The 19369-nt window shown below is 67.6% G+C and carries 12 protein-coding genes; 8 read left to right on the top strand and 4 right to left on the bottom strand.

Annotated elements, in window-relative coordinates; translation table 11 throughout:
* Window positions 1-177 precede the first annotated feature (177 nt).
* The 4 genes from ACTWQR_RS29890 to ACTWQR_RS29875 all read left to right on the top strand — a co-directional run bounded on the left by ACTWQR_RS29890 (window position 178) and on the right by ACTWQR_RS29875 (window position 4864).
* Window positions 178-984 carry an Fpg/Nei family DNA glycosylase gene (locus ACTWQR_RS29890; RefSeq protein ID WP_443230306.1) on the top strand — a complete coding sequence of 269 codons (807 nt, stop codon included), beginning with the start codon at window positions 178-180 and terminating at the stop codon, window positions 982-984.
* A 592-nt stretch (window positions 985-1576) separates the two neighbouring features.
* On the top strand, window positions 1577-2647 hold the full coding sequence (locus ACTWQR_RS29885; RefSeq protein ID WP_443230305.1) for an effector-associated domain 2-containing protein: 1071 nt from the start codon (window positions 1577-1579) through the stop codon (window positions 2645-2647).
* A gap of 145 nt (window positions 2648-2792) precedes the next feature.
* Entirely contained in the window at window positions 2793-2957 is a 165-nt protein-coding gene (locus ACTWQR_RS29880) for a hypothetical protein (RefSeq protein WP_443230304.1), read from the top strand.
* Window positions 2958-2995: 38 nt separating this feature from the next.
* Entirely contained in the window at window positions 2996-4864 is a 1869-nt protein-coding gene (locus ACTWQR_RS29875; protein ID WP_443230303.1) for an HEXXH motif domain-containing protein, read from the top strand.
* 110 nt (window positions 4865-4974) lie between these two features.
* On the opposite strand, the gene fxsT is transcribed toward ACTWQR_RS29875, so the two are convergent.
* The 3 genes from fxsT to ACTWQR_RS29860 all read right to left on the bottom strand — a co-directional run bounded on the left by fxsT (window position 4975) and on the right by ACTWQR_RS29860 (window position 11155).
* Window positions 4975-8910 carry an FxSxx-COOH system tetratricopeptide repeat protein gene (fxsT, locus tag ACTWQR_RS29870; RefSeq protein ID WP_443230302.1) on the bottom strand — a complete coding sequence of 1312 codons (3936 nt, stop codon included), beginning with the start codon at window positions 8908-8910 and terminating at the stop codon, window positions 4975-4977.
* A 329-nt stretch (window positions 8911-9239) separates the two neighbouring features.
* Window positions 9240-10748, bottom strand: coding sequence for a VMAP-C domain-containing protein (locus ACTWQR_RS29865; RefSeq protein WP_443230301.1), 1509 nt, complete (start codon window positions 10746-10748; stop codon window positions 9240-9242).
* Between the two features lie 98 nt (window positions 10749-10846).
* Window positions 10847-11155: a trypco2 family protein gene (locus ACTWQR_RS29860; RefSeq protein ID WP_443230300.1), complete on the bottom strand. Its 309-nt coding sequence runs from the start codon at window positions 11153-11155 to the stop codon at window positions 10847-10849.
* Window positions 11156-11766: 611 nt separating this feature from the next.
* Here ACTWQR_RS29860 and ACTWQR_RS29855 point away from each other — a divergent pair.
* The gene (locus tag ACTWQR_RS29855) at window positions 11767-13725 is read left to right on the top strand and encodes a glycoside hydrolase family 5 protein (RefSeq protein ID WP_443230299.1); all 1959 of its coding nucleotides are present in this window, start codon (window positions 11767-11769) and stop codon (window positions 13723-13725) included.
* A 57-nt stretch (window positions 13726-13782) separates the two neighbouring features.
* Here the strand turns inward: ACTWQR_RS29855 and ACTWQR_RS29850 are convergent, their stop codons facing one another.
* On the bottom strand, window positions 13783-14757 hold the full coding sequence (locus ACTWQR_RS29850; RefSeq protein ID WP_443230298.1) for an iron-containing alcohol dehydrogenase: 975 nt from the start codon (window positions 14755-14757) through the stop codon (window positions 13783-13785).
* A gap of 1117 nt (window positions 14758-15874) precedes the next feature.
* Between ACTWQR_RS29850 and ACTWQR_RS29845 the strand changes: the two genes are divergently transcribed.
* The 3 genes from ACTWQR_RS29845 (at window position 15875) to ACTWQR_RS29835 (ending at window position 19337) form a co-directional block, all read left to right on the top strand.
* Complete coding sequence (locus ACTWQR_RS29845) at window positions 15875-17170, top strand: hypothetical protein (protein ID WP_443230297.1); 1296 nt, start codon at window positions 15875-15877, stop codon at window positions 17168-17170.
* A 461-nt stretch (window positions 17171-17631) separates the two neighbouring features.
* On the top strand, window positions 17632-18228 hold the full coding sequence (locus tag ACTWQR_RS29840) for a hypothetical protein (RefSeq protein WP_443230296.1): 597 nt from the start codon (window positions 17632-17634) through the stop codon (window positions 18226-18228).
* A gap of 5 nt (window positions 18229-18233) precedes the next feature.
* Window positions 18234-19337, top strand: coding sequence for an ImmA/IrrE family metallo-endopeptidase (locus tag ACTWQR_RS29835; protein ID WP_443230295.1), 1104 nt, complete (start codon window positions 18234-18236; stop codon window positions 19335-19337).
* Window positions 19338-19369 lie beyond the last annotated feature (32 nt).

The following is a 19369-nucleotide window of genomic DNA, read 5'->3' as shown; positions in this document are numbered from 1 at the left end:
CGCGTCGTGTCGGGTCTCCTGATGCGTGTGGTGCTGCGCCGTGGCTCGGCCGGGAGCACCATGTCTTGAGAGGGCTTCCTTGAGTGGGCTTCCAGAGGGCTCCGGGGACGCCGTTGAGGGTGGCTACGGCCCGCTCGCCGCGCGCGGATCTCCGCGTGAGATGGAGAGGACGCCCCCATGCCTGAGTTGCCGGACGTCGAGGGGTACCGGAAGGTGCTCGATTCCTGTGCGAAGGGCAGAGTCATCCAACGCGTCGACGTGCGCGACGCGGGCGTACTGCACGGGGTGAGCGCGCGGCGGCTGCGCGACGCGCTGGAAGGCCGGCGGTTCACCGAGCCGGAGCGGCACGGGAAGTGGCTTCTCGCCCGCACCGGCGACGGCTCCACCGGCGACGGCCCGACCCTGATGCTGCACTTCGGCATGACCGGTCGACTGGTCTGCGGCCGTCCCGACGATGCGCCCGAGGCTCACGATCGCGTGCTGTTCACCGTGGGCGGCGGCCGTCAGCTCCGTTACCGCGATCAGCGCAAGCTCCAGGGTCTCTGGCTGGCGTACGACGACTCCGACGTCGTACGGCTGCTGGACCAGCAGGGGCCCGACGCGATGGCGGTGGACCGTGGGGAGTTCGAGGCCGCGCTCTCCGCACGCCGCGGCCGCGTCAAGACCGTCCTCACCGACCAGTCCGTCCTGGCCGGGCTCGGCAATCTGCTCGCCGACGAGATCCTGTGGCGTGCCGGGCTGCGCCCCACCGGCCGGGCGAGCGATCTCACCGAAGCCGAACGCCGCCGCCTGTACACACACATGCGGCGCACCCTGCGTTCCGCGGTCACCGCCGGGTGCGTCCCGCCGCGCGACTCCTGGCTCACCGGCCACCGCGACGACCCCGTCCCGACCTGCCCGCGCTGCGGCGGCCCGCTGCGTCGCTTCCGTATGGCAGGCCGCACCACGGTGTCGTGCCCGCGGTGCCAGCCGGACGAGCCCTGAACCCGCACGCCGCCGTGACGACGGTCGCGACCAGCGGAGACACCAGCACCAGCGGTGCGGACACATCGACCGGCAGCTTTCCGATCCCGCGGAACCGGGGGACCGAGACGCGCTCTTCGCGGCGGTGTCGGGCGGGCCACTGCAGGCAGTGAGCAGCAGGGCGGCGGTGAGTGCCGCGGTCGCTGTGGTCGTGCGGGTGTTCGTCGTTCCCCCAGGGTGCCGTTGGACGCATCTCCCTCCTGCCGTGGTCGAGGGGACCCGGACCGCGGCACGCACGGCGCGACCGAGGCGCTGCCGTGCGTGTCGTGGTTCTTTCACGCTGTGCGGGCAGGACGTACCGCGTGGTGACTCGCGAGTGGGAGGAAGGTTGCAGGGCACGCCCGATGAGTGAAGGGGCCCCGGGCGATCGCGACACTGCTGTTCGAATCGGGCCTTGTTGCCTCGCCCCGTCGACACTCGGTCGACGCGCTCCACCCCCACCCTCGACGTACATCAAGGTGTCCTCCTGGATCTGCTGCGGCGGAAGCTCTCGGGAGCCGGCACAACTGACGCTTCGGCGTAAGGAGTTCAGGCCTCGGGTACAGGGCCTCGTATGGGGGAGTTCGCACGAGGGCTGGAGTCCGCACGGGTCGCCGAGGTGCTGGTGGGGCGGACGGGTTCGCTGCCCGGACGGCGCGGCTCCGGCTACCGGGTGGCAGACGCGTACGTACTGACGGCGGCCCATGTCGTCGCCGCCCCAGCCGCCTCGGTACGGGTGCGGTTCGATGTCGACCAGCCGGGGGAGTGGAGCTCGCCCGCCCGCACCGTGCTGCTCGCGGAGCCCGCCGACGTGGCGCTCCTGGAGCTGACGGACGTTCCCGACACCCATCGCCCCGCTCTCCCGCCCCGGTACGCCACCGTCCCCGACACCCCCGTCACGCTCTCCTTCACGGCGGTCGGCTTCCCCCGCTTCAAGCTCCGCAAGGATGCCTCGCACGCTCTCGATGACGGCTCCCCGAGCCAGTACCGCGACACCTGCCATGTCTCCGGCACCGTCTCCGTCCTCTCCAACCGCCGCGAAGGCACCCTCGAACTCGCCGTTCTCCCCCCGTCCTCCGCACCGGAACCGGGCCGCTCCCCCTGGGAGGGCATGTCGGGTGCCGCCGTGTGGAGCGACGGAGCGTTGATCGGGATGGTGAGCGCCCACCACCTGGCGGACGGACTGGGGAGGCTGGCGGCGGGGAGGGTGGAGCGGTGGTACGCGGCGCTCTCCGCGGCCGAGCTGGCCCTGTTCGCCCGGCACGCGGGCCTGCCGCCCCTCGACGCACCGAGCCCGACCCACGGCCACGTCGGCCCCGTCCCCACCCCGCTGCTGTCCCGCCTGCCTTCCGACGTACCGCTGCGCGACCTGGCGGAACTCGTCGACGCGCTCACCGAACTGCCCACCCTGCGCAGCCCCGGAGGCATGGCCCTGGTCCTGGAGAGCATCAGCTCGCAGATCGCCGCGAACAGCCCCCGCGACCCCCGACTGCGGATGGACGTCTTCGGCATCGTCCGCACCTGCCTCCGTTACCCGGGCACCCTCGACCAACTGCTGGAGGCGGTGCGACTGCTCGAGGGGCCGTCGAGCGCACGGGAGCGCGTGGACCGCGCGGCGGAGAGACTGGCCGGGGACCACTACTGACCACCAGGCGGTAAGGCTGACTCGATCTCGTGTCACGGCCGGCATGCGGGGTTTCCCCCATTGGCCCGTTGGGTCATGATGGTTGAAGGACTGGGAGCGCCGACTCATGGGCATGGAAGGGGACTTGGCAGCCGTGGAGGAACCGATGCCTGCCGTCGAGTCCGGTCTCGTCGATCTCTCGGGAGTCTCTCTTGAGGCGCTGCGCTCCATGGACGACACGGCCGTCGCCGAGTCGCTGGGCGACCTGCTGCACCACATCGACGGCCCACAGGCCATCACGGTGTCGTACAACCCGTCCCGCTTCGACTGACTCGATCGAGGGGACCGGCAGGGTGCGGTGGAGGACCCGTGGCCGCTGACGCCACGACATCAGGGAACCGTCTGCCCTTCCACCGGCTCTCGGCCGTCGTAGCCCTGGCACTCGCGCGTGGCGAGGGCGACGCCGCGGCGGTCGGCGAACTGCTCGGCGCGGAGCGCAGCCGCCGCCTCCTGCTGCTGCGGGCGCTGGACGACGGACTCGCCCGCGACCTTCCGGACGAAGACGTGACCATGCCGTATGCCGAGGCGTGGGCACTGCTGGAACGCGTCCAGCGGCAGGCACCCGAGGTGTTCGAGAGCGTTCTGATGGCTCCGACCACCGGCATGTGGGTGTCCCTCGCCCTGCGCCGGATCAGAGGCCGCTCCTACGAGGACGCCCCGCTGTGGGTGGTCGCCGGACATCTGACGGCGCTCGCCGCGGCCGCGGGGATACGGGCCGGCCTGGACTTCGACATCACCGTTCCGGTGCGGCGCGGCCTGGTGCCGCTGCCGACGCTCGGGTGCGCCCGGCTCCCGGCGTCGGAGACCTGGAGCACGGCACGGGTCGTGGCCGGCGCGGGCCGGGTGCGCATCGCGGGCGCGGCCGGCGAGGCCGAGGTCGATCCGGTACGGGACGGGCGCGGGCCGACGTGGCTCCCGGTGCGTCGGCTGAGGCTCGGAGTCGGCGCGACCGCGAAGGAACTCGTGCTGGACGAACTCGATCCCTACCGCACCTTCCCCCGGCCGAGCGAACCCCGGCTGCTGTCCGCGGCGGAGGCGGCGGAGTGGGAGTCGCTGCTCGCCGGTGCCTGGGAGATGCTGTTGCGCGACGAGCCGGTGAGCGCCGAGGCGATGCGGCTGGGGCTGATGTCGGTCGCACCGACCCCGACCAGAGAAAGGTTTCGGCCGTATAGCGGGACGGCCGGTGACGCCTTCGGTGGAATCACCGCGTCCCTGCCGGACGACCCCGCGCAGCTCGCCGCCACTCTGGTGCACGAGTTCCAGCACACGAAGCTGGGCGGACTGATGCATCTGGGGGCACTGAGCGAACCGGCCACCGACGGCCGGCTGTTCTACGCCCCCTGGCGTGACGACCCCCGCCCGCTGGGCGGACTGATGCAGGGCATCTACGCCTTCCACGGCGTGACCCGTTTCTGGCGCACGCACCGGCATGCAGCCGACACCGCCCACTCCCCACTGGCCCACTTCGAGTTCGCGCTGTGGCGCACCCAGGTGTGGGCCACGCTGAGCGAGGTGCGCGACTGCGACCGGCTGACCCCCCTCGGCCGGCGTGTCCTGGAACAACTGGGCGAGTGCCTGGAGGGATGGCTGGCCGACGAGGTGCCGGCGGCCGAGCTGCGACTGGCCGAGGAAGCCGCCGCCGACCACCGGGCTCGCTGGCGCGCCCACCATCTGCGGCCGCCCGCCCACGCGGTGCAGCAGGCCGTACGGGCCTGGCAACGGGGCGACAACCGGCCTCCGGCCGCGCTTCAGGACGCACCCTCCGTCGTCCCCGACACCGAGGTACGGCTCCTGGACGGCGCGGCCGTCCTGACCAGACACGTCCTCACCGATCCGGACGGCGACTGGCGGCACTTGGCCGGCGCGGGCGGGGTGGAGGGCGCCGACGAGGCCGACGTCCTGCTCGCCCGCGGCGACCGCGCCGCGGCCTACGCCGCCTTCACCGCCCACCTGTCCGCCAAGGGCGCCCCGGTCGCCGCGTGGGTGGGCCTGGGCCGCTCCCTGCCGCCGGACCAGGCTCCGGCCGCCCGGCTCCTGCTCCGTTTCCCGGAGCGGGCCCGCGCCGTCCAGGACGCCCTGGAAGCGATGACGGGCCGCGGAGCCGACCCGGTGCGGCTGGCGGCCTGGCTCGCTGAGGGGCTCGCCGAGGGAGAGGGGACCCGGCGCCGCTCAGGGTGACCGGCGGGGCTCCTCGACCGACGGGACGCGGGATTCCTCGACCGACGGGACGGCCCCGTGCACCGGACCGAGCGAGAGCCGGTCGCGGAGCCCTCGTGTGCGCCGCTTGCTCACAGCGGCAGTGGGTCGATGTCGCAGTTGGCCCGCTCACCCCCCCTGAACTGCACGGTGGCCGGGTGCGGAGTGCCCGAGGCGCGCAGCAGACGAGGGTCGTCGAGAACGCGTTCCATACGTTCCAGGGTGTCCTCGCGCAGCAAGTGGCCCTGTTCCTCGGCACCGGCCGCGATGAGGTCGAGGGCCAGGTTCCCCGCACAGGCCAGCGTGGTGGGGTGGTCCTCGCCGAAGGTGATCCGGCACAGTTCCAGCGTGGCTTCGCCGCCGCGCCGAGCCTCCTCGTGCCTGCCGAGCGCGGCCCGGTCGCTGGCCAGGTTGATGGCGCAGACCAGGGCCAGTGGATGGCCCTCGCCGAGCCGGTCGGTCAGGGCGACCAGCGCCGCCTCGTCCAGGCGGTGCGCCTCCTCGGCCATACCGAGCAGCCGCAGTGTGACGGCGAGGTCGACGTCAGCGGACAGGACGTGCGGGTGGCGCGGATCGTAGACCTGCCGGTACCCGTCGCAGGCCTTGAGGCCGCGGGTCCGGGCCGCCTCCAGGTCGCCGTTCTGACGCAGCGCGACCGAGAGGGTCAGCGCGGCGGCCAGCGAACGGGGATGCGCCTCGGGGTAGCGGCGCCCGAACTGGGCGTGTGCGTCGGTTGCCAGCTCGAGCGAGCGCACATGGTCGCCCTCCTTGCGGCAGGACTCGCTCAGCTGGCGCACCGCCTCGATCGTGGAGGGGTTTTCGAGCCCGAACGCCTCCCGGTACGCCTCCTGCACGGACTCGTGCAGCTCGCGCGCGCCGACGTAGTCGCCCGTCTCGCGCACATCGACGGCCAGGTTGTACTCGGTGATCAGGATCCGTCGGTCGTCCTCGCTGAACAGACGGCGTTTCAGGTCCAGAGTGCGGCGGTCGAGTTCCAGGGCCTCGCGGAACTCACCTGTGAGGCGCAGGCTCACCGCGACGTTGTGGGCGATGTTGAGCGTGGTCGGGTCATCCTCGCCGAAGGCCCTGCGCGCCCGCTCGTAGGCGATCCGGTCCAGTTCGGCGCCGGCCGCGAACCTGCCCTCGGCGCGGCGTACGGCGGCCTCGAACTGAAGCGCGTCGAGCGCGTCCTCACGGGTGTCGTCACCGTCGGCGGGAGCGGTGCGCTCGTAGACCCGCTTGAGATCGGCCGCCAGCCGGGCGGCTTCGTCGAACCTGCCCACCGCCCAGGTCACGAAGCCCAGCCACTGCCCCATCAGAAGCGTCTGCTGGTCTTCCTCGCCGAAGATGTCGCTCCACACCTTCCAGGCCTGCTCGGAGAACTCGAGCGAGAGCTCGTGGTCCCCCCAGTAGTAGAGGTACTCGGCGATGTTCCGCACCAGCTGGCGTACCCAGGGCTGGTCGGACTTGACGGCCTCGGAGGCGATGACATGGCTGTACAGCTCCGAGTACCGGGACCAGCTCGTCGGGTCGGCGGGAGCCTTCGGGTCGGAGGCGGCCATCAGGGTATGGGCGCCTTGGCGCATACGGAAGCGCTCCTCTGGGGACATGCGGTTCTGCAGGACCAGCTGCACCAGGCGGTGCATCTCGAGGGAGTTCGTGCGGTGGTCTATGCGCGCGAGCGAGTAACGGTTCACTTCCCTTATCGCGCGCGACAGCCTCATCGGGTCGTTCAGCGCCGCGTCGAGTGCCGGAGAGATGCGGCTGTTGCCCAGGCCGGAGAAGATCGACCGGGAAATGGGGTCCGGCGCGAAGTAGGAGCACATCTGGAGCAGTTGCAGCGCTGCCGGGCTGCGGGTCTCCAGGTGGTCCAGGGAGACGTTCCACGCGGCTGCGACGGGCAACTGGTAGTCCGGCGGCGGCGCGACTTCGAGCAGTTCCACCCGCTTGCTCTCGAACAGGCGCAGGTACTCGGAGGCGGGCATACCGGTCTCCAACCGCCAGGCGGCGGCCTGCTCCAGGGCCAGGGGCAGGTCGCCCAGCGCCTCGGCGAGCGCGTCGGCCTCGCCGTCCTCCAGCGGCGGACCGGAGCGGCGCAGGAGTTCCTTGCTCTCCTCGCGGGAGAACACGTCCACTTCGAGCGAGCGGCCGACCTGACCCCAGCGGCGGTTGCGGGAGGTGACGAGGATGGTGCCCTCTCCGCCTGGAGGAAAGTAGTGGCGGACCTGCTCCGGACTGTCGGCGTTGTCGAAGATCAGCAGCCAGCGGTCGTACGGCCGTCCCTCGCGCAGCGCCTCCCGGACCGCGGGGATCGCGATGTTGGCCTCGGTCGAGGTGACCAGCCCGAGCCGCTGGGCCAGTTCCACCAGGGCCTGGGCGATCTGGCCGGGCCGCTCCGCGGGGATCCACCAGACGACGTCGTACTCGCTCTGATGACGGTATGCGTACTCGATGGCCAGCTGGGTCTTCCCGACGCCGCCCATACCGTGCAGCGCCTCGGGCAGCACAGCCGTCGTGCCCTCCCGCAGACGTTGGTCGAGCAGCTCCAACAGGCCACCCCGGCCGGTGAAGTTGAAGTTACGCGGCGGTAGATTTCCCCAGACGCGTGGCTGTGCGGTGCGGTCCCCCTCCACGCGCTGGGATGTTGTCGACATACGGGACGCTCCTTCGGATGCGGTCGGGGGAGAGGACGCGGTATCGCGCCCGGTCTCGGCCGGGGGTATGACGGACGGTGCGCTCGCGGTCCGTTTTTTTATGTCTGTGTCCAGATTGGCGGCACGGCGTCGATCGTGCTTGCTCAGCGCCTCCTCAAGCAGGGCGGCGCGGTGTGTGTACCTGCCCGACAAGGCACGCAGAGCGGTCAGCTCCACGCGCAGGAAGGCGACGTTGCGGTGGGTGACGCTTGGCTTCTCCCTGCTGTCCAGGGGGGTTGCCGGGGACGGCAGAAGATCGCTGGTCGCCGGGTCCCCTGCGAACAACGCGCGAATCTCGCGCAGGATGCGGGTGGTGTCGCTGCGTCGGCCCAGCGCGAGCAGCTCCTCGCGGATGCCGGAGGCGAAGGTGCAGATCAGGTCCGCCGGGCCCTCGCCGTCCGTTCGGGTGAGTCGGACCAGGCCACTCATCAGCAGCTCGGAGACATGGACCGGGCCCGCGTCCGGGGTGGCGGCGACGACCGCGCGGATGGCGGGCAGGCTCGAGGGGGCCGCCGCCAGGCGTGTCGCCAGTGCGAATGCGGTGGGGCTGGCGGCGGCGCGGAAATCGGAGACGCGTGCCGTGGGCGGCATCGTGCCGCGCGGGTCGGGTGTGCCCTCGGCCCAGGGCAGCGCGCGTGCCGCGTCCGGCCGACGCTTCCACTCCCGCGCCTGGACCGCGGACAGATCCAGCCACTCGGGTTGGGGTCCTGCGACCAGACGGAGCAGTGCCTTGGCCCAGCGATCGGTGAAGGCGAGCACCGGTACGAGCACCGGGGCGGCCCCGGACTCGTCGGGCTCCTCCGAGGCGGCCCGGGCGTCCCGCTCCAGCCATGTCCAGTCCTTGTTGGGCGCCCACGCGTGGGGAGCGCGGATCCGGACACGGGAGACGTCGAGGCCAGTGCGGTACCAGAGATGCTGGGGGAGCAGATGCACCAGGGCAACCGGGCACGAACGGCCCCAGTCGCGCAGCAGCGGCTCCAGGGTCCCGAGCCGCCAGCCGGCCGCCAGCCCGTCGGTGAGGACCAGCACCATCCGGCGTGCGTGCGAGGGGACGGTCCTGAGCGGATCCCTGTTGGTCACCCGTGCCGGGTCCGTCTCGTCGGTTCCCCGCAAGGGCACCACACTCACCCGGACGAAATCGCCGGCCCGCCGTAACTCCTCCACCAGGTCGTCGACGACCTGGGTCCACACCTTCATGGAGGAGTAGGTGTCGACGACGAGGACCGCCTCGGCGGGCTCCGATCCGTCCGGCTGCCCCAGACGGCTCAGGACATGGGCTGCCTCACGCCGTGCCCGCGCTGCCTGTGCCGGTCGCTGACCGTCGTCATCGTGCATGGGGACTCTCAAGGCGTCGGTGTGACGGCGTGAGGGGAGCGGAGTCGCGCAGACCCCGGGTATGCGTGACATCCACGAGCAAAGCCTTGCAGTCCATCAGTTTCCTGAACAAGCACGGCGAGTGCGCGGATGGGTTCATGCGACACGCGTGCAAGAGCACCCTAGTGGCGGGGGGACCGAGGTGGAACCGGTTCGGGTCGATGGACGCGCACTGGTTCATGCCGACGGCGCGCGGGTTCGTCCCGGGGGCATGCAGGCACACTCCGGATGCACGAGGACTCATCTTTCGTCGCACCCCCTGTCGCCGGTGACCTCCGTGCGCGCCGGGCTCACTGCTGCACCGATGCGTGGTCGGGCCCCGGAGGCCCCGGCCTCCGCTCCGGATCGTCGAACAGGATCGCCAGATGGCGTCCCACGTGATTGCCCCACCCCTCCGGCCCCTTGGCCAGAGCCTCGCTGCGCCATCTTTCGAACCACTCCTCCAGGCCCCCCAGGGCCCGTTCCTGGAGGATCTCGGAGACCGCTTCCTTGAAGGCGGGGTCGGAACAGTCACCGCGGTGCCAGATCATCGCGGGTATACCGGCTCGTAAGCCGGCCATGAACTCCTGTCGGCTGGTGGTGGAATCACCGCCCGGCGGTTCACTGAGCACCAGACAGACCGTGCTCTTGTCCGCCTTCAGCAGCCGCTCCAGATGGAACTGCGAGTCACCCCGCTGGCCCTGGTACACCTTGCTTTCCGCGGGCTTCTCGGTCAGCTGGTCCCACTTGTTGTGCCACGGCCGGTGCCAGGCCGCCCGGCGCAGACGCTCGAAGCTCCGTAGGACCACCTTGTAGTCCATGACCAGCGGCGTGGGGGAGTCCGATCGGGATTCCTTCTGCCACCACTCGACCGGCTCGCCGAGCAGCTCCCACGGCAGGATGAACTCGAGGACGATCGACTGTCGCAGGTCCGACCAGCGTTCCTCGGTCTGCTCGATGAGGTTCTCGACCTCCGAAGGCAGTTCGTCGCGGCGCAGATGCAGCGTCTCACCCGGGACGGGATGCCAGCCCTCCGTGTCCGACTGCCACCAGTGGGAGAGGTAGTACGCGCCGGGGTCGACGCCGTCCGGCTCCAGCTGGATCATGAGATACGCGTCCGACACCACCGAGAGCGGCTCCCTGACCTGCCACTCGGCCATCAGGTCTTCCGTCTTCGACGTGCGGGCCAGCACGCGGATCCAGCGGCGTACGTGCTCGGCGACCTCCGGCTTGCCCTCGTCCATGAGCCGGCGTGCTGCCAGGGCCAGGAACGCCAGGCTCACCGGTGGCTCATTGGTCGCCGAGTTGTTGCCCGCCAGATGCAGGAACACCGCCCAGCCGGTGTCGCACCATGGAGGCAGTTTCTGAATGCGCGAGCTGCTGGCCTGGCGGGCGAGCCCCGCCATGTCGGACGACGACCGCATCACCTGCAGGATGGGCCGTAAGGGATAGAGATCGGCCCATTCGAAGAAGTTCGCGGCCTCCCACTCGTCCACCAGACGGCCCAGGGAGTTGACCGAGGTGGTCCTCTGCTCCAAGTACTGCAGACAGCGCAGCAGACAGGGCATGCCGTCCGGGAACTCGGCGCAGAAGTTGACGAGTTTGAGCAGCCAGGGGCGGAGGACCTCGCCTCGCGTGAAGTCCACCGGCGAACCGAGTTCCTGACCGAGCATGGTCACGAGCAGGTCGATGCTGGTCGGATGCCGCATGGAGTCCGACTCCTGCAGCACGGTGACGACATCGGCCTTCAACTCGTTCTTGACCCGCGCTGCGTTGCGCCCCTCCACCCCCGTGACCTCCCGATCGTCGCCTGTTGTCATCGAGCTCGACCTGATGGTGCCGACCCAGGGTACGGCGCCGCGGACAGTCACGTCAGGATGCCGATGAGCCGGATACGGCACCCTTGGCGAACCCGTCCTCAGCGCTCGCCCTCCGCTTCGTCCGCCACGATGCGCACACTCTGCTGACTGCCGTCCGGAGCGATCAGCTTGGGGTGCAGCGTGAGATGGACGCGATGGGTCTGCGAGGTTTCCCGCTGCCCGTCGACCCCGGCTTCGACGACCCAGAACCGAACCTTCCCGCCTGCCCCGCCGCGGCGACCGACGGCGACGGTCGCCTCGATCTCCACGGGACCGAGCTCGAACCGCACTGGCCCCGGCGCTCCGTCCGCCAGCGCGGCGTTGAGCTCCGCACGCAACTCCCTTACCAACTCAGCGAGTTCAATCACATCGCCCTCCCGATAGGAGAAACTACCCGGCACCGAGGACAAGCATCCGGGGTGAGAACCTGCCGCGGACGCGTGGAGAACTCCTACTCCGCTGTTGCCCGTGATGGGCACGGCACACCGCGGCTGGGGCGAAGACGTGCAGATCCAGCAGCCCGGCACCGGATGGAGGTCACACCCCGTCGAGCAGGCGGCCGCGGCCGCGGCGCTGGGTGCACCGACGGTGCTTCTCGCCACCGGATGCCCCTTCAGCATGGGCGACTTCAGCATGGGCGACGCGGAGACGAAGAGACACGGAAGAACACGGAGGCCTCATGACGTCTGCCACGCCGACGGCCGCCCGTCGGCCCACGCGCGGGGGCAACCCGGGCAAGGACAACCAGGGCGAGGACAACCAGGGCGGGGACAACCCGGTGTCGGGCGGGCCGTCGCCATCAACCGGTGGGTGGCGCCCCGTCAGCTCTGCACCGGCACGCACACCCGCCCGGGTCGGCCGTCCGACTCCGGAGGTCTTCGCGCGGGTCGAGTGCGGGGACGGGTGCGGTACGTGCAGGACTGGACCTTTGTCGCACAGTCCGCCATGATGACGCCGCCATGACAACACTGTCTCCGGGATGGTGACCGTGCGCGAATCCTTCGTCAGAGCCACGCTGGCCGCCGTGTTCCTCCTGGTGTCCCTGACGCCTCTCCCCGCGGCCGCACAGGATCCCGCCCCCGAGACCGTCACTCCATCCGAAAAGGCCGTGTCCGCCGTGTCCGCCGTGTCCGCCGCGGCGGACTGGACGGCACCGCTCAGCACGCGAGGCCGCTGGATCGTCGACGCGGACGGAGACCGCTTCAAGCTGCGGTCCGGCAACTGGCATGGAGCCAGCGGCACTTGGAGCGGCTCGGGAAGCGCGGACGAGGACGCCAACCACCACGCGGGCGAGAACTCCGGCCGGATCCCGCTCGGCCTGGACCGCGCCCCCATGGCCGAGATCATCGCCGGTTTCCGGGAGATCGGGATCAACAGCATCCGGCTGCCCTTCTCCAACGAGATGATCCACGACAGCGTCCCCGTCACGGACGACGCCGTCGCCGCCAACCCCTCCCTGCGCGGCAGGACCCCACTCCAGGTGTACGACGCCGTCGTCCGCGAACTCACCGCCGCGGGCCTCGCCGTGATCCTCAACAACCACACCAACACCACCCGCTGGTGCTGCGGAGTCGACGGCAACGAACGCTGGAACGCGAGCCGGTCCACCGGGACCTGGGAGAACGACTGGCTCTTCATGGCCCGCCGCTACAAGGCCAACAAGCGCGTCGTCGGCGCCGACCTCTACAACGAGGTGCGCCGCGACATCTTGGACGACCCCAACTGGGGCCTCGGTGACGACCACGACTGGTTCACCGCCTCGCAGCGCGTGGGCGACCGCATCCTGACGGAGGCCAACCCCGATCTGCTGATCATCGTCGAGGGCATCAACTGGACCGGCATCCCCGTCGACGGCTTCGCACACGAACGGCCCACCCTGGAACCCGTACGCCGCCTCTCGCACACGCTCGTCGACTCCGGCAAGCTCGTGTACTCCGCCCACTTCTACGACTACACCGGCCCCAACCACAGCGGCGCCACCGGAACGGGCGAGACCACCGACCCCCGCTACCGCGACCTGACCCCCACCGAACTGATCGACGTACTGAACCGCCAGGCGTTCTTCGTCACCGCCGAACAGGACCGGCACTTCACCGCCCCTGTCTGGATCAGCGAGTTCGGTATCGGGGGCCGCGAGGAGACCGGCGCCCGGCAGCGCGCCTGGTTCGAGAACTTCGTCGACCACCTGATCCGCACCGACGCCGACTTCGCGTACTGGCCGCTCGTCGGCTGGCACGAGAACCGCACCGGCAACGGCTGGGCCCTGCTGCACTGGGACGCGGCGGGCAACCGTATGGGCCTGTACGACGGTGACGACTGGCGTGCCACCGCCTGGACCAGGCTCGTCGGGGCCCAGGGCCGCACCGGTCGCATCGCCCCGGTGACGGACTGGTCGATGCTCAGCCCCGACCACGGCGACTTCGTCCAGTCGCGACGGATGCGTGCCCTGCCCGACTGGGACTCCGGAGCCCGCAAGGCCGTCTGCCCCGACGGCCAGCGCCTCGTCGGTCTCAGCCACACCGGCAACCGCGGCCTGTGCTCGGACGTGTCCGCCGGCCCCGTGTGGGACCCGGCCGCCGGACACAAGGTGGTCGTCGACGAGCGATACGTCGCACCGGGCCGGGACTGGGCGACCGGATACACCAAACTCCAGTGCCCCGACGGCCACTTCCTGACCGGCTACAGCGTCCGCGGCGCCGCCGTCTCCGCCGCCCTGTGCGCAGCCGCCACCCCCGGCTCGATCGTCGGCACGAGCGGCCGCACCATCTGGTTCGACCGCGGCGACAACAGGGGCTCGGCCCCCAAGGGCGGCGACTTCGCGGGCGGCCACTACAAGGGCCAGTGCGCGGACGACGAGTACGCGGCCGGGATCGCCCTCACGGGCCGGGTGGGCTCGTCGCGCACCCCCGACGCGCTGTACTGCCGACAGCGGAGCTGATCCGCCGCGCACCTCACCTCACCACCCGTCGGCAGGCAGGTGGCCGTTTCGTCCGCCTCAGACCATCAGCCGGGACACATCGGCTTCGGTGAGCGCACAGGGGTTGTTCCAGGCCCGTCCGGTGGTGAGAGCCGCGGTCATGGGTTCCCGCCATTGAGTGGCGGGCAGTGCCAGCTCCCTGATCCTGGTTGGCTGGCGGCCGAGGACCAGTAGCCGTTCCACCAGCTTCCTCACGCTGCCGCCGGTAGCGGACCGAGCCAGGTCCTCGATGTCTGCCACTGAACGCCTCACCGCTGCGGCGCCTTCCGGGTGGCGGCAGTCCGCCTCGGTCAGCGCGGAATGGCGCTCGATCAGCCAGGGCATGTGCAGTGCCACCGCAGTGCCGTGTGCCAGACCGAGCCGCGCGGTCAGGTGATAGGACAGGGCGTGTGCCGCAGTGGTGCGGGTGATGTCGATGGCCGAACCGGCCACCGAAGCGCCGTACGCCATGTCGCTACGTATCCCGGGGTCGGCGAACGAACCAGTGTCGGCAGCCCGCGCCAGCGCGGGCAGCAGCTTCTCCAGCGCGAACCGGGCAAGTTCCCGTGACTGTGCCGTCGCTGCCACCGCCCAGTACGACTCGATGCTCTGGCTCAAAGCGTCCAGGCCACTCACCGCCGAGTCCCGCAACGGCAGTGAGGTGGTCAGGTCTTGGTCGACGATGACCATGTCGGCCCTGGCCTGGTCGGTGTCCAGGGAGTACTTGAGCCCTTCGACGTAGACAGTGGCGAAGCGCGTCATCTCGCTGCCGGAGCCGGCGGTGGTGGGTAGCAGAACCAGCGCGCACTGCCGGACTCCGGTCACCAGTTCTGGGTTGCGCAGGCACTCCGCGGGGTCGCTGGGCTGCGCGGCCATTACCGAGATCGTCTTCGCCACGTCGAGGCTGCTGCCGCCGATGCCGACGACAGCGTGCGGTCGGAACCGGCGCACGGCGGCGACGCCGGTCCGTATCTGCTCCACATCGGGAGCGGATTCGACTGGTCGTCGCAACACCTCGATCTTGGAGGTTCCGCCGGGCCTGCCGCCGGCTGGGCGTTTTTCAGCCCATGGGCCGGGTCGGGTCTTGTTTCGACTGTGAGGATGATCGGGTGCCGTTCCGTGCGTTCCAGGCGAGCGGTGCCTTGGGGACGTCAGAAGGGCGAGTCGCTCAAAGTGGCGCCCGAGCGCCCCTGGGGAGGCCGCCAGACCTCGACTTAGGGCACGCAGAGGGCACGCCACCCTCAAATTGGACTAGACAACAAACAAACCCCAGGCCATCCACCTGGGGTTTCAATATGGAGCGGGTGACGAGAATCGAACTCGCACTCTCAGCTTGGGAAGCTGAGGTGATCTGGGGACCGTTGGCTTGCTGACCTGGGGCGGAGCGGCGTCGGCACCTGGTGGGCGGGCGACTGGTTCACCGGTGTTCCCCGTGGTTCCCCGCACGATCTGGCACGAGTCTGGCACGGACCTCTTCGTCCCGAACTCTCGGCCGGGAGTCGTCCGGGTCAAGTGCGCTGGTCGGTCGGCCATTGATGGCTGTTGGCGGTCGGCTGCGGTGGTCCACTGCTGTACCCATTGAACCGGACCCTGATGCACCGGGATTGAATTCATGGAAGGCCGAGTTGAGGAGCACGTCCGCCGTCTATCCTTCCAGTTGAGCATGCGGCCTCGTGTGAACACCAGGGAGAAAAGTGAAAAGAAGAAGATGCAGGCAGGAGAGAGTGGAATCGGATGGAATTATGTTCACTACGTGTACAGACGGCTCATATAAGTCACTCACGTATCACCGCAGCGCAAGTGGAACAAAGAACAGAAAGGCGTGCTGGGTAATTCCCGTAGGGGACGAATGTCATTGTTTCTGTGAGTCGGAGATATCCGGCTGGGTTGACGTGAGTAGAAACCATTGGTTCATTTCGAAAGATGCAGTCAAGGTGCTAGGGGACCGAGAGGAGCGAGTCGCATTCTTTCCTGTGACACGGAATGAAACAGATCCTCGACACGGGTATCCTGTAACGGGGAGGGCGGGTGCCAGGAAGTACAGGCCTCCCAGGAAACTTCTCGATCTGTGGCTGAATTCAGGCAGGATTAATAATGTGACATATGAGCGCCTCATGACGGGGAGGATCTAGTGTCCGTGGCGGGTGTTTTTCGCCTAAGAGTGCCGGGAGAGTGGCGTGACGCCTGGCTTTACAAGGAGCATGTTCTCCTCTGGGGGAGAGACGGTTCCCTGTACATTCTGGAGATGGAAAGGCTCTCTAAGGCGGTGCTCAAGAAATTTGGGCGATCGCGATCTGGACTCCTGGACTATCTCATTCTGAGGAATGACTGGAAGGTGAGTTCGGCGTTCCGCCGGATTATGGGTATGCCTGAAGTGGCAACGGCTTTCCTGAGAGACTTTCGACTCGAAGGAAATGAGCTAGATCTGTCTCTAGATCTTGAGCCAACGAGAATTGGTGGTGCGACCACGCCTGGGTACTTGTTTGACTCTGCGATCTACGCGAATCGCCTTTATCAGGCGACGAGTGAAGGCCTGTTCGAGTCCTATTTCAATCCAGGCCGCCCCATCGAAGAAATGCCACTTACTCAGTTCCTAGAACATGAGACGAGATGCGTTGCCGCGCAATATATGGCAGTCAACGCGTCGGCGGAAGATCGCGGCTTGTGGTTTTCTCCCATCCAGCTTTACGGTGATGGCGATTATGGAGATGGTGACGGCGACCATGGGGATCCCTTCGCTGACGACGCGTACACTTCCCCCTCCATTCGGCGTTCAGGAAACAGAATGGAGCAGGTAGCGGATTACTCCGTAGCTTGTTCGACTGCGTCCAGGCATCTCTTGAACTACACGGATTCACCTATGCCAGGCTTCCTTAAGGCGCATGATGTTAGGGGTAGGTCTCACGAAAACACTCAGTTCGATGAGTGGATGGTCACGGGATATGACGCGGAGATTAGCATTGAAGAGCTGACGTATCGCGCTGTGGAGAGTAAAGGAGTATCTAGCAGTAGAGATCGGAGCGCTTTGAAGGCACGTGAGGAGGAAATTGAAGTCTTGGGAAACTCTAACTATCGACTACTCGTTAAGGAAGGGGACACCCTAGAGGTTGTAAATATTTCGGCATTTGAGGACCGCGACGTCACAGTTAAGAAGAATGTCGAATTCAAGCACCTCCCCCTCAGGAGTGTTGGTGGGTCTGAAATTCTCTCCACGAGCGACCTAGCTTCGGGGTTTGCAGTTGAGTTCTTCGATAGCGTTGCGGTAATGACGTCTTCCGGCGTCTTTAACGTGTACAACGAGCCTGCCGCGCGGATCCGCACGTTCAGACAGTCGAAGCGTTACAAGGATGTTCTGGCAATCGTGGGAGAAAAGGACCTCACGCTCGTCGGATTCATTGAGTTTGGTGAATCCGAACCAGGCTTCTAGCGGACACGCGTTGAGACCTAACGTTGGCGGAGTCTCAATGGGCGGGGCAACCCACGAGTGATCTCGAAAATCGTCGTCGCAACGATGTGACCGTGGATTCAAATTCCACACCCACAGCGAACGAACCCTGACCAGGTCAATCGGTCGGGGACCGTTCTCTTGCGCGCTGTCCCTCAACCGCCATCGTTCCCCGTCAGTTACCGGTCGATCGGGCACGGCAGGGGCGCGGGCACAGGGAGCAAGCGTGCTGCCGACCGAGTGTGCAGGGTTGTCGTCACCCGCGCCCGTCCGGTGCTGTTCGTCAGCGTTGTCACGCAGTTACTCACGCCCCGTGGCTCGCGTACGCCTACCTCGTCATCTAGGCACCCCCTGGTGCGTCGAACGTAAGTTCCCATAGTCTCGTCTGTGATCAACGCCAGGAACAGGGGGCGGGGTGTGAACTTGCGTGGCATATTATGCACATGGCAACGTATGCAGAGTCGGTGCGGCAGCTTCAGTCTGTCATCCCGCCGGTTTTCAGCGCCCTTGAGACGGGTCTCAAGGCCGCTAACGAGCATCACACCAACAACGAGCTGCGCCGGTCGGACGACCCGTGGCACTACGCTCACACGGCTCGTAGGATCGCCCTCGAACAGCTGCGGGATGCGGGGCTTCAGGCCGAGACCGACGAGGGGCGCCCCCTGTACGCCATGTCGGGCCTGCTGCTCTTCTACCGGAGCATGGCCGTGCGCATCCTGCGGCCAAGCGACGATGTTCGGACCGGTGGGATAACTATCCCCCTGCCCGGGCGCTCGAAGAGGCGGCAAGCGTTCTGGGGTCAGGAGTCTGAATCCGCGATCCCCGGTCTGGAGACGGATAACCTGCTGCTCCTGTGGAAGGACGACGCAGGTAAGTTGACTGATCCGATGACGCTCGTGCGGCCTCTCGGGGGCGGCCATCGGCGGAACAGTCTGCGTGTCGATTGGGTTGGCAAGCTCTCTCGGAGCATGGCTAGGCTCCGGGCGGCCGACCTGGATGAACTTGAACCGGACCAGCAGTACAGGCAACTAGGAGACTAGGCGACATGATCCACGGCGAGCGCGTCAAGCAGGTGCGAGAGATGCACCAGATGACGCAGAGTGAGCTCGCCCGTGTCGTACCCGGGGTGTCGCAGTATCAACTGTCGCGGATCGAGAAGGGGAGCGCGCAGCCAGATGAGGAAACAGAGGCTCTTCTGGCTGCGACGTTCGGCGTCTCCGTTGAGTTTTTCAGGCGCCCGCCAATCGTAAATCTCGAAGCCCTGTCTCCTCAACTCCGGGCGCGTAGTCGGCTTACGCAACGGGCCAAGACCGCCGCGATGCAGTGGGCCAGGCTCGTCTACGAGGAATATCGCAACCTAAGTTCTAGTGCTCGGTCAATTCCCTGTCGTATTCCCATAACGCGTGGGGCGAACCCTGCGGAGGCGGCGGCGAAAACTAGAGAGGTCCTGGGCTTTACGCCCAATGAGCCGCTTCCTTATCTAATCCTCGCGGTTGAGCGAGCCGGGGTTACCGTTTTGGGGCTGCCATTTCAAGCAGAGAACCTAGATGGTTTCTGTGCATGGCAGGGAGATGAGCCAATTATCGCAGTGCTTTCCGATGTTCCCGGAGACAGAGTGCGATTCACGGTGGCCCACGAGTTGGGTCATCTTGTGCTGCACGAACCTGGCCAGACTGGGAGCATGGTCGAGGCGGAGGCGGACGCCTTTGCTGCTGAGCTGTTGACGCCGCGTGCAGCGCTGGCACAGGTGATGCCCGCTAGGCCAACGTTGAGCTCACTCGCCATGCTCAAGACGCAATGGGGAGTCTCAATCAAGAGCTTGGTTCGCGGAGCCAGGGAGATTGGCGTAGTCGATCAGGAGCGAGCAATCAGCTTGTATAAGCAGATCAGTGCTCGCGGCTGGAATCGCCAAGAGCCCGGACATGTGCCGCAGGAGAAGCCGCGGGCGTTCCGAAAGCTCATGGAAATTCACTATGGTGCTGGCCTGAGCACTGCTGCTGCGGCGCGTGGCGCCGACTGGTCGGAAGAACTCGCCATGAAGGTCTTGGAGCAGCATGCGACCGCGGATGAGTTGCCGCATGCGCCTATCCGTTCTGTTTCCGATCAGGGAAGTAATGTGATTCAGCTGCGCAGCCGTATTGCACTCTGATGCACGCTGTCATCCATGGTTGTCCATCCAAC

The sequence above is a fragment of the Streptomyces sp. 2A115 genome, from assembly GCF_052245575.1.
Classification (GTDB): domain Bacteria; phylum Actinomycetota; class Actinomycetes; order Streptomycetales; family Streptomycetaceae; genus Streptomyces.
The sequence above is the reverse complement of the archived record's forward strand: the minus strand, read 5'-3'. Positions and strand labels throughout refer to the sequence as shown.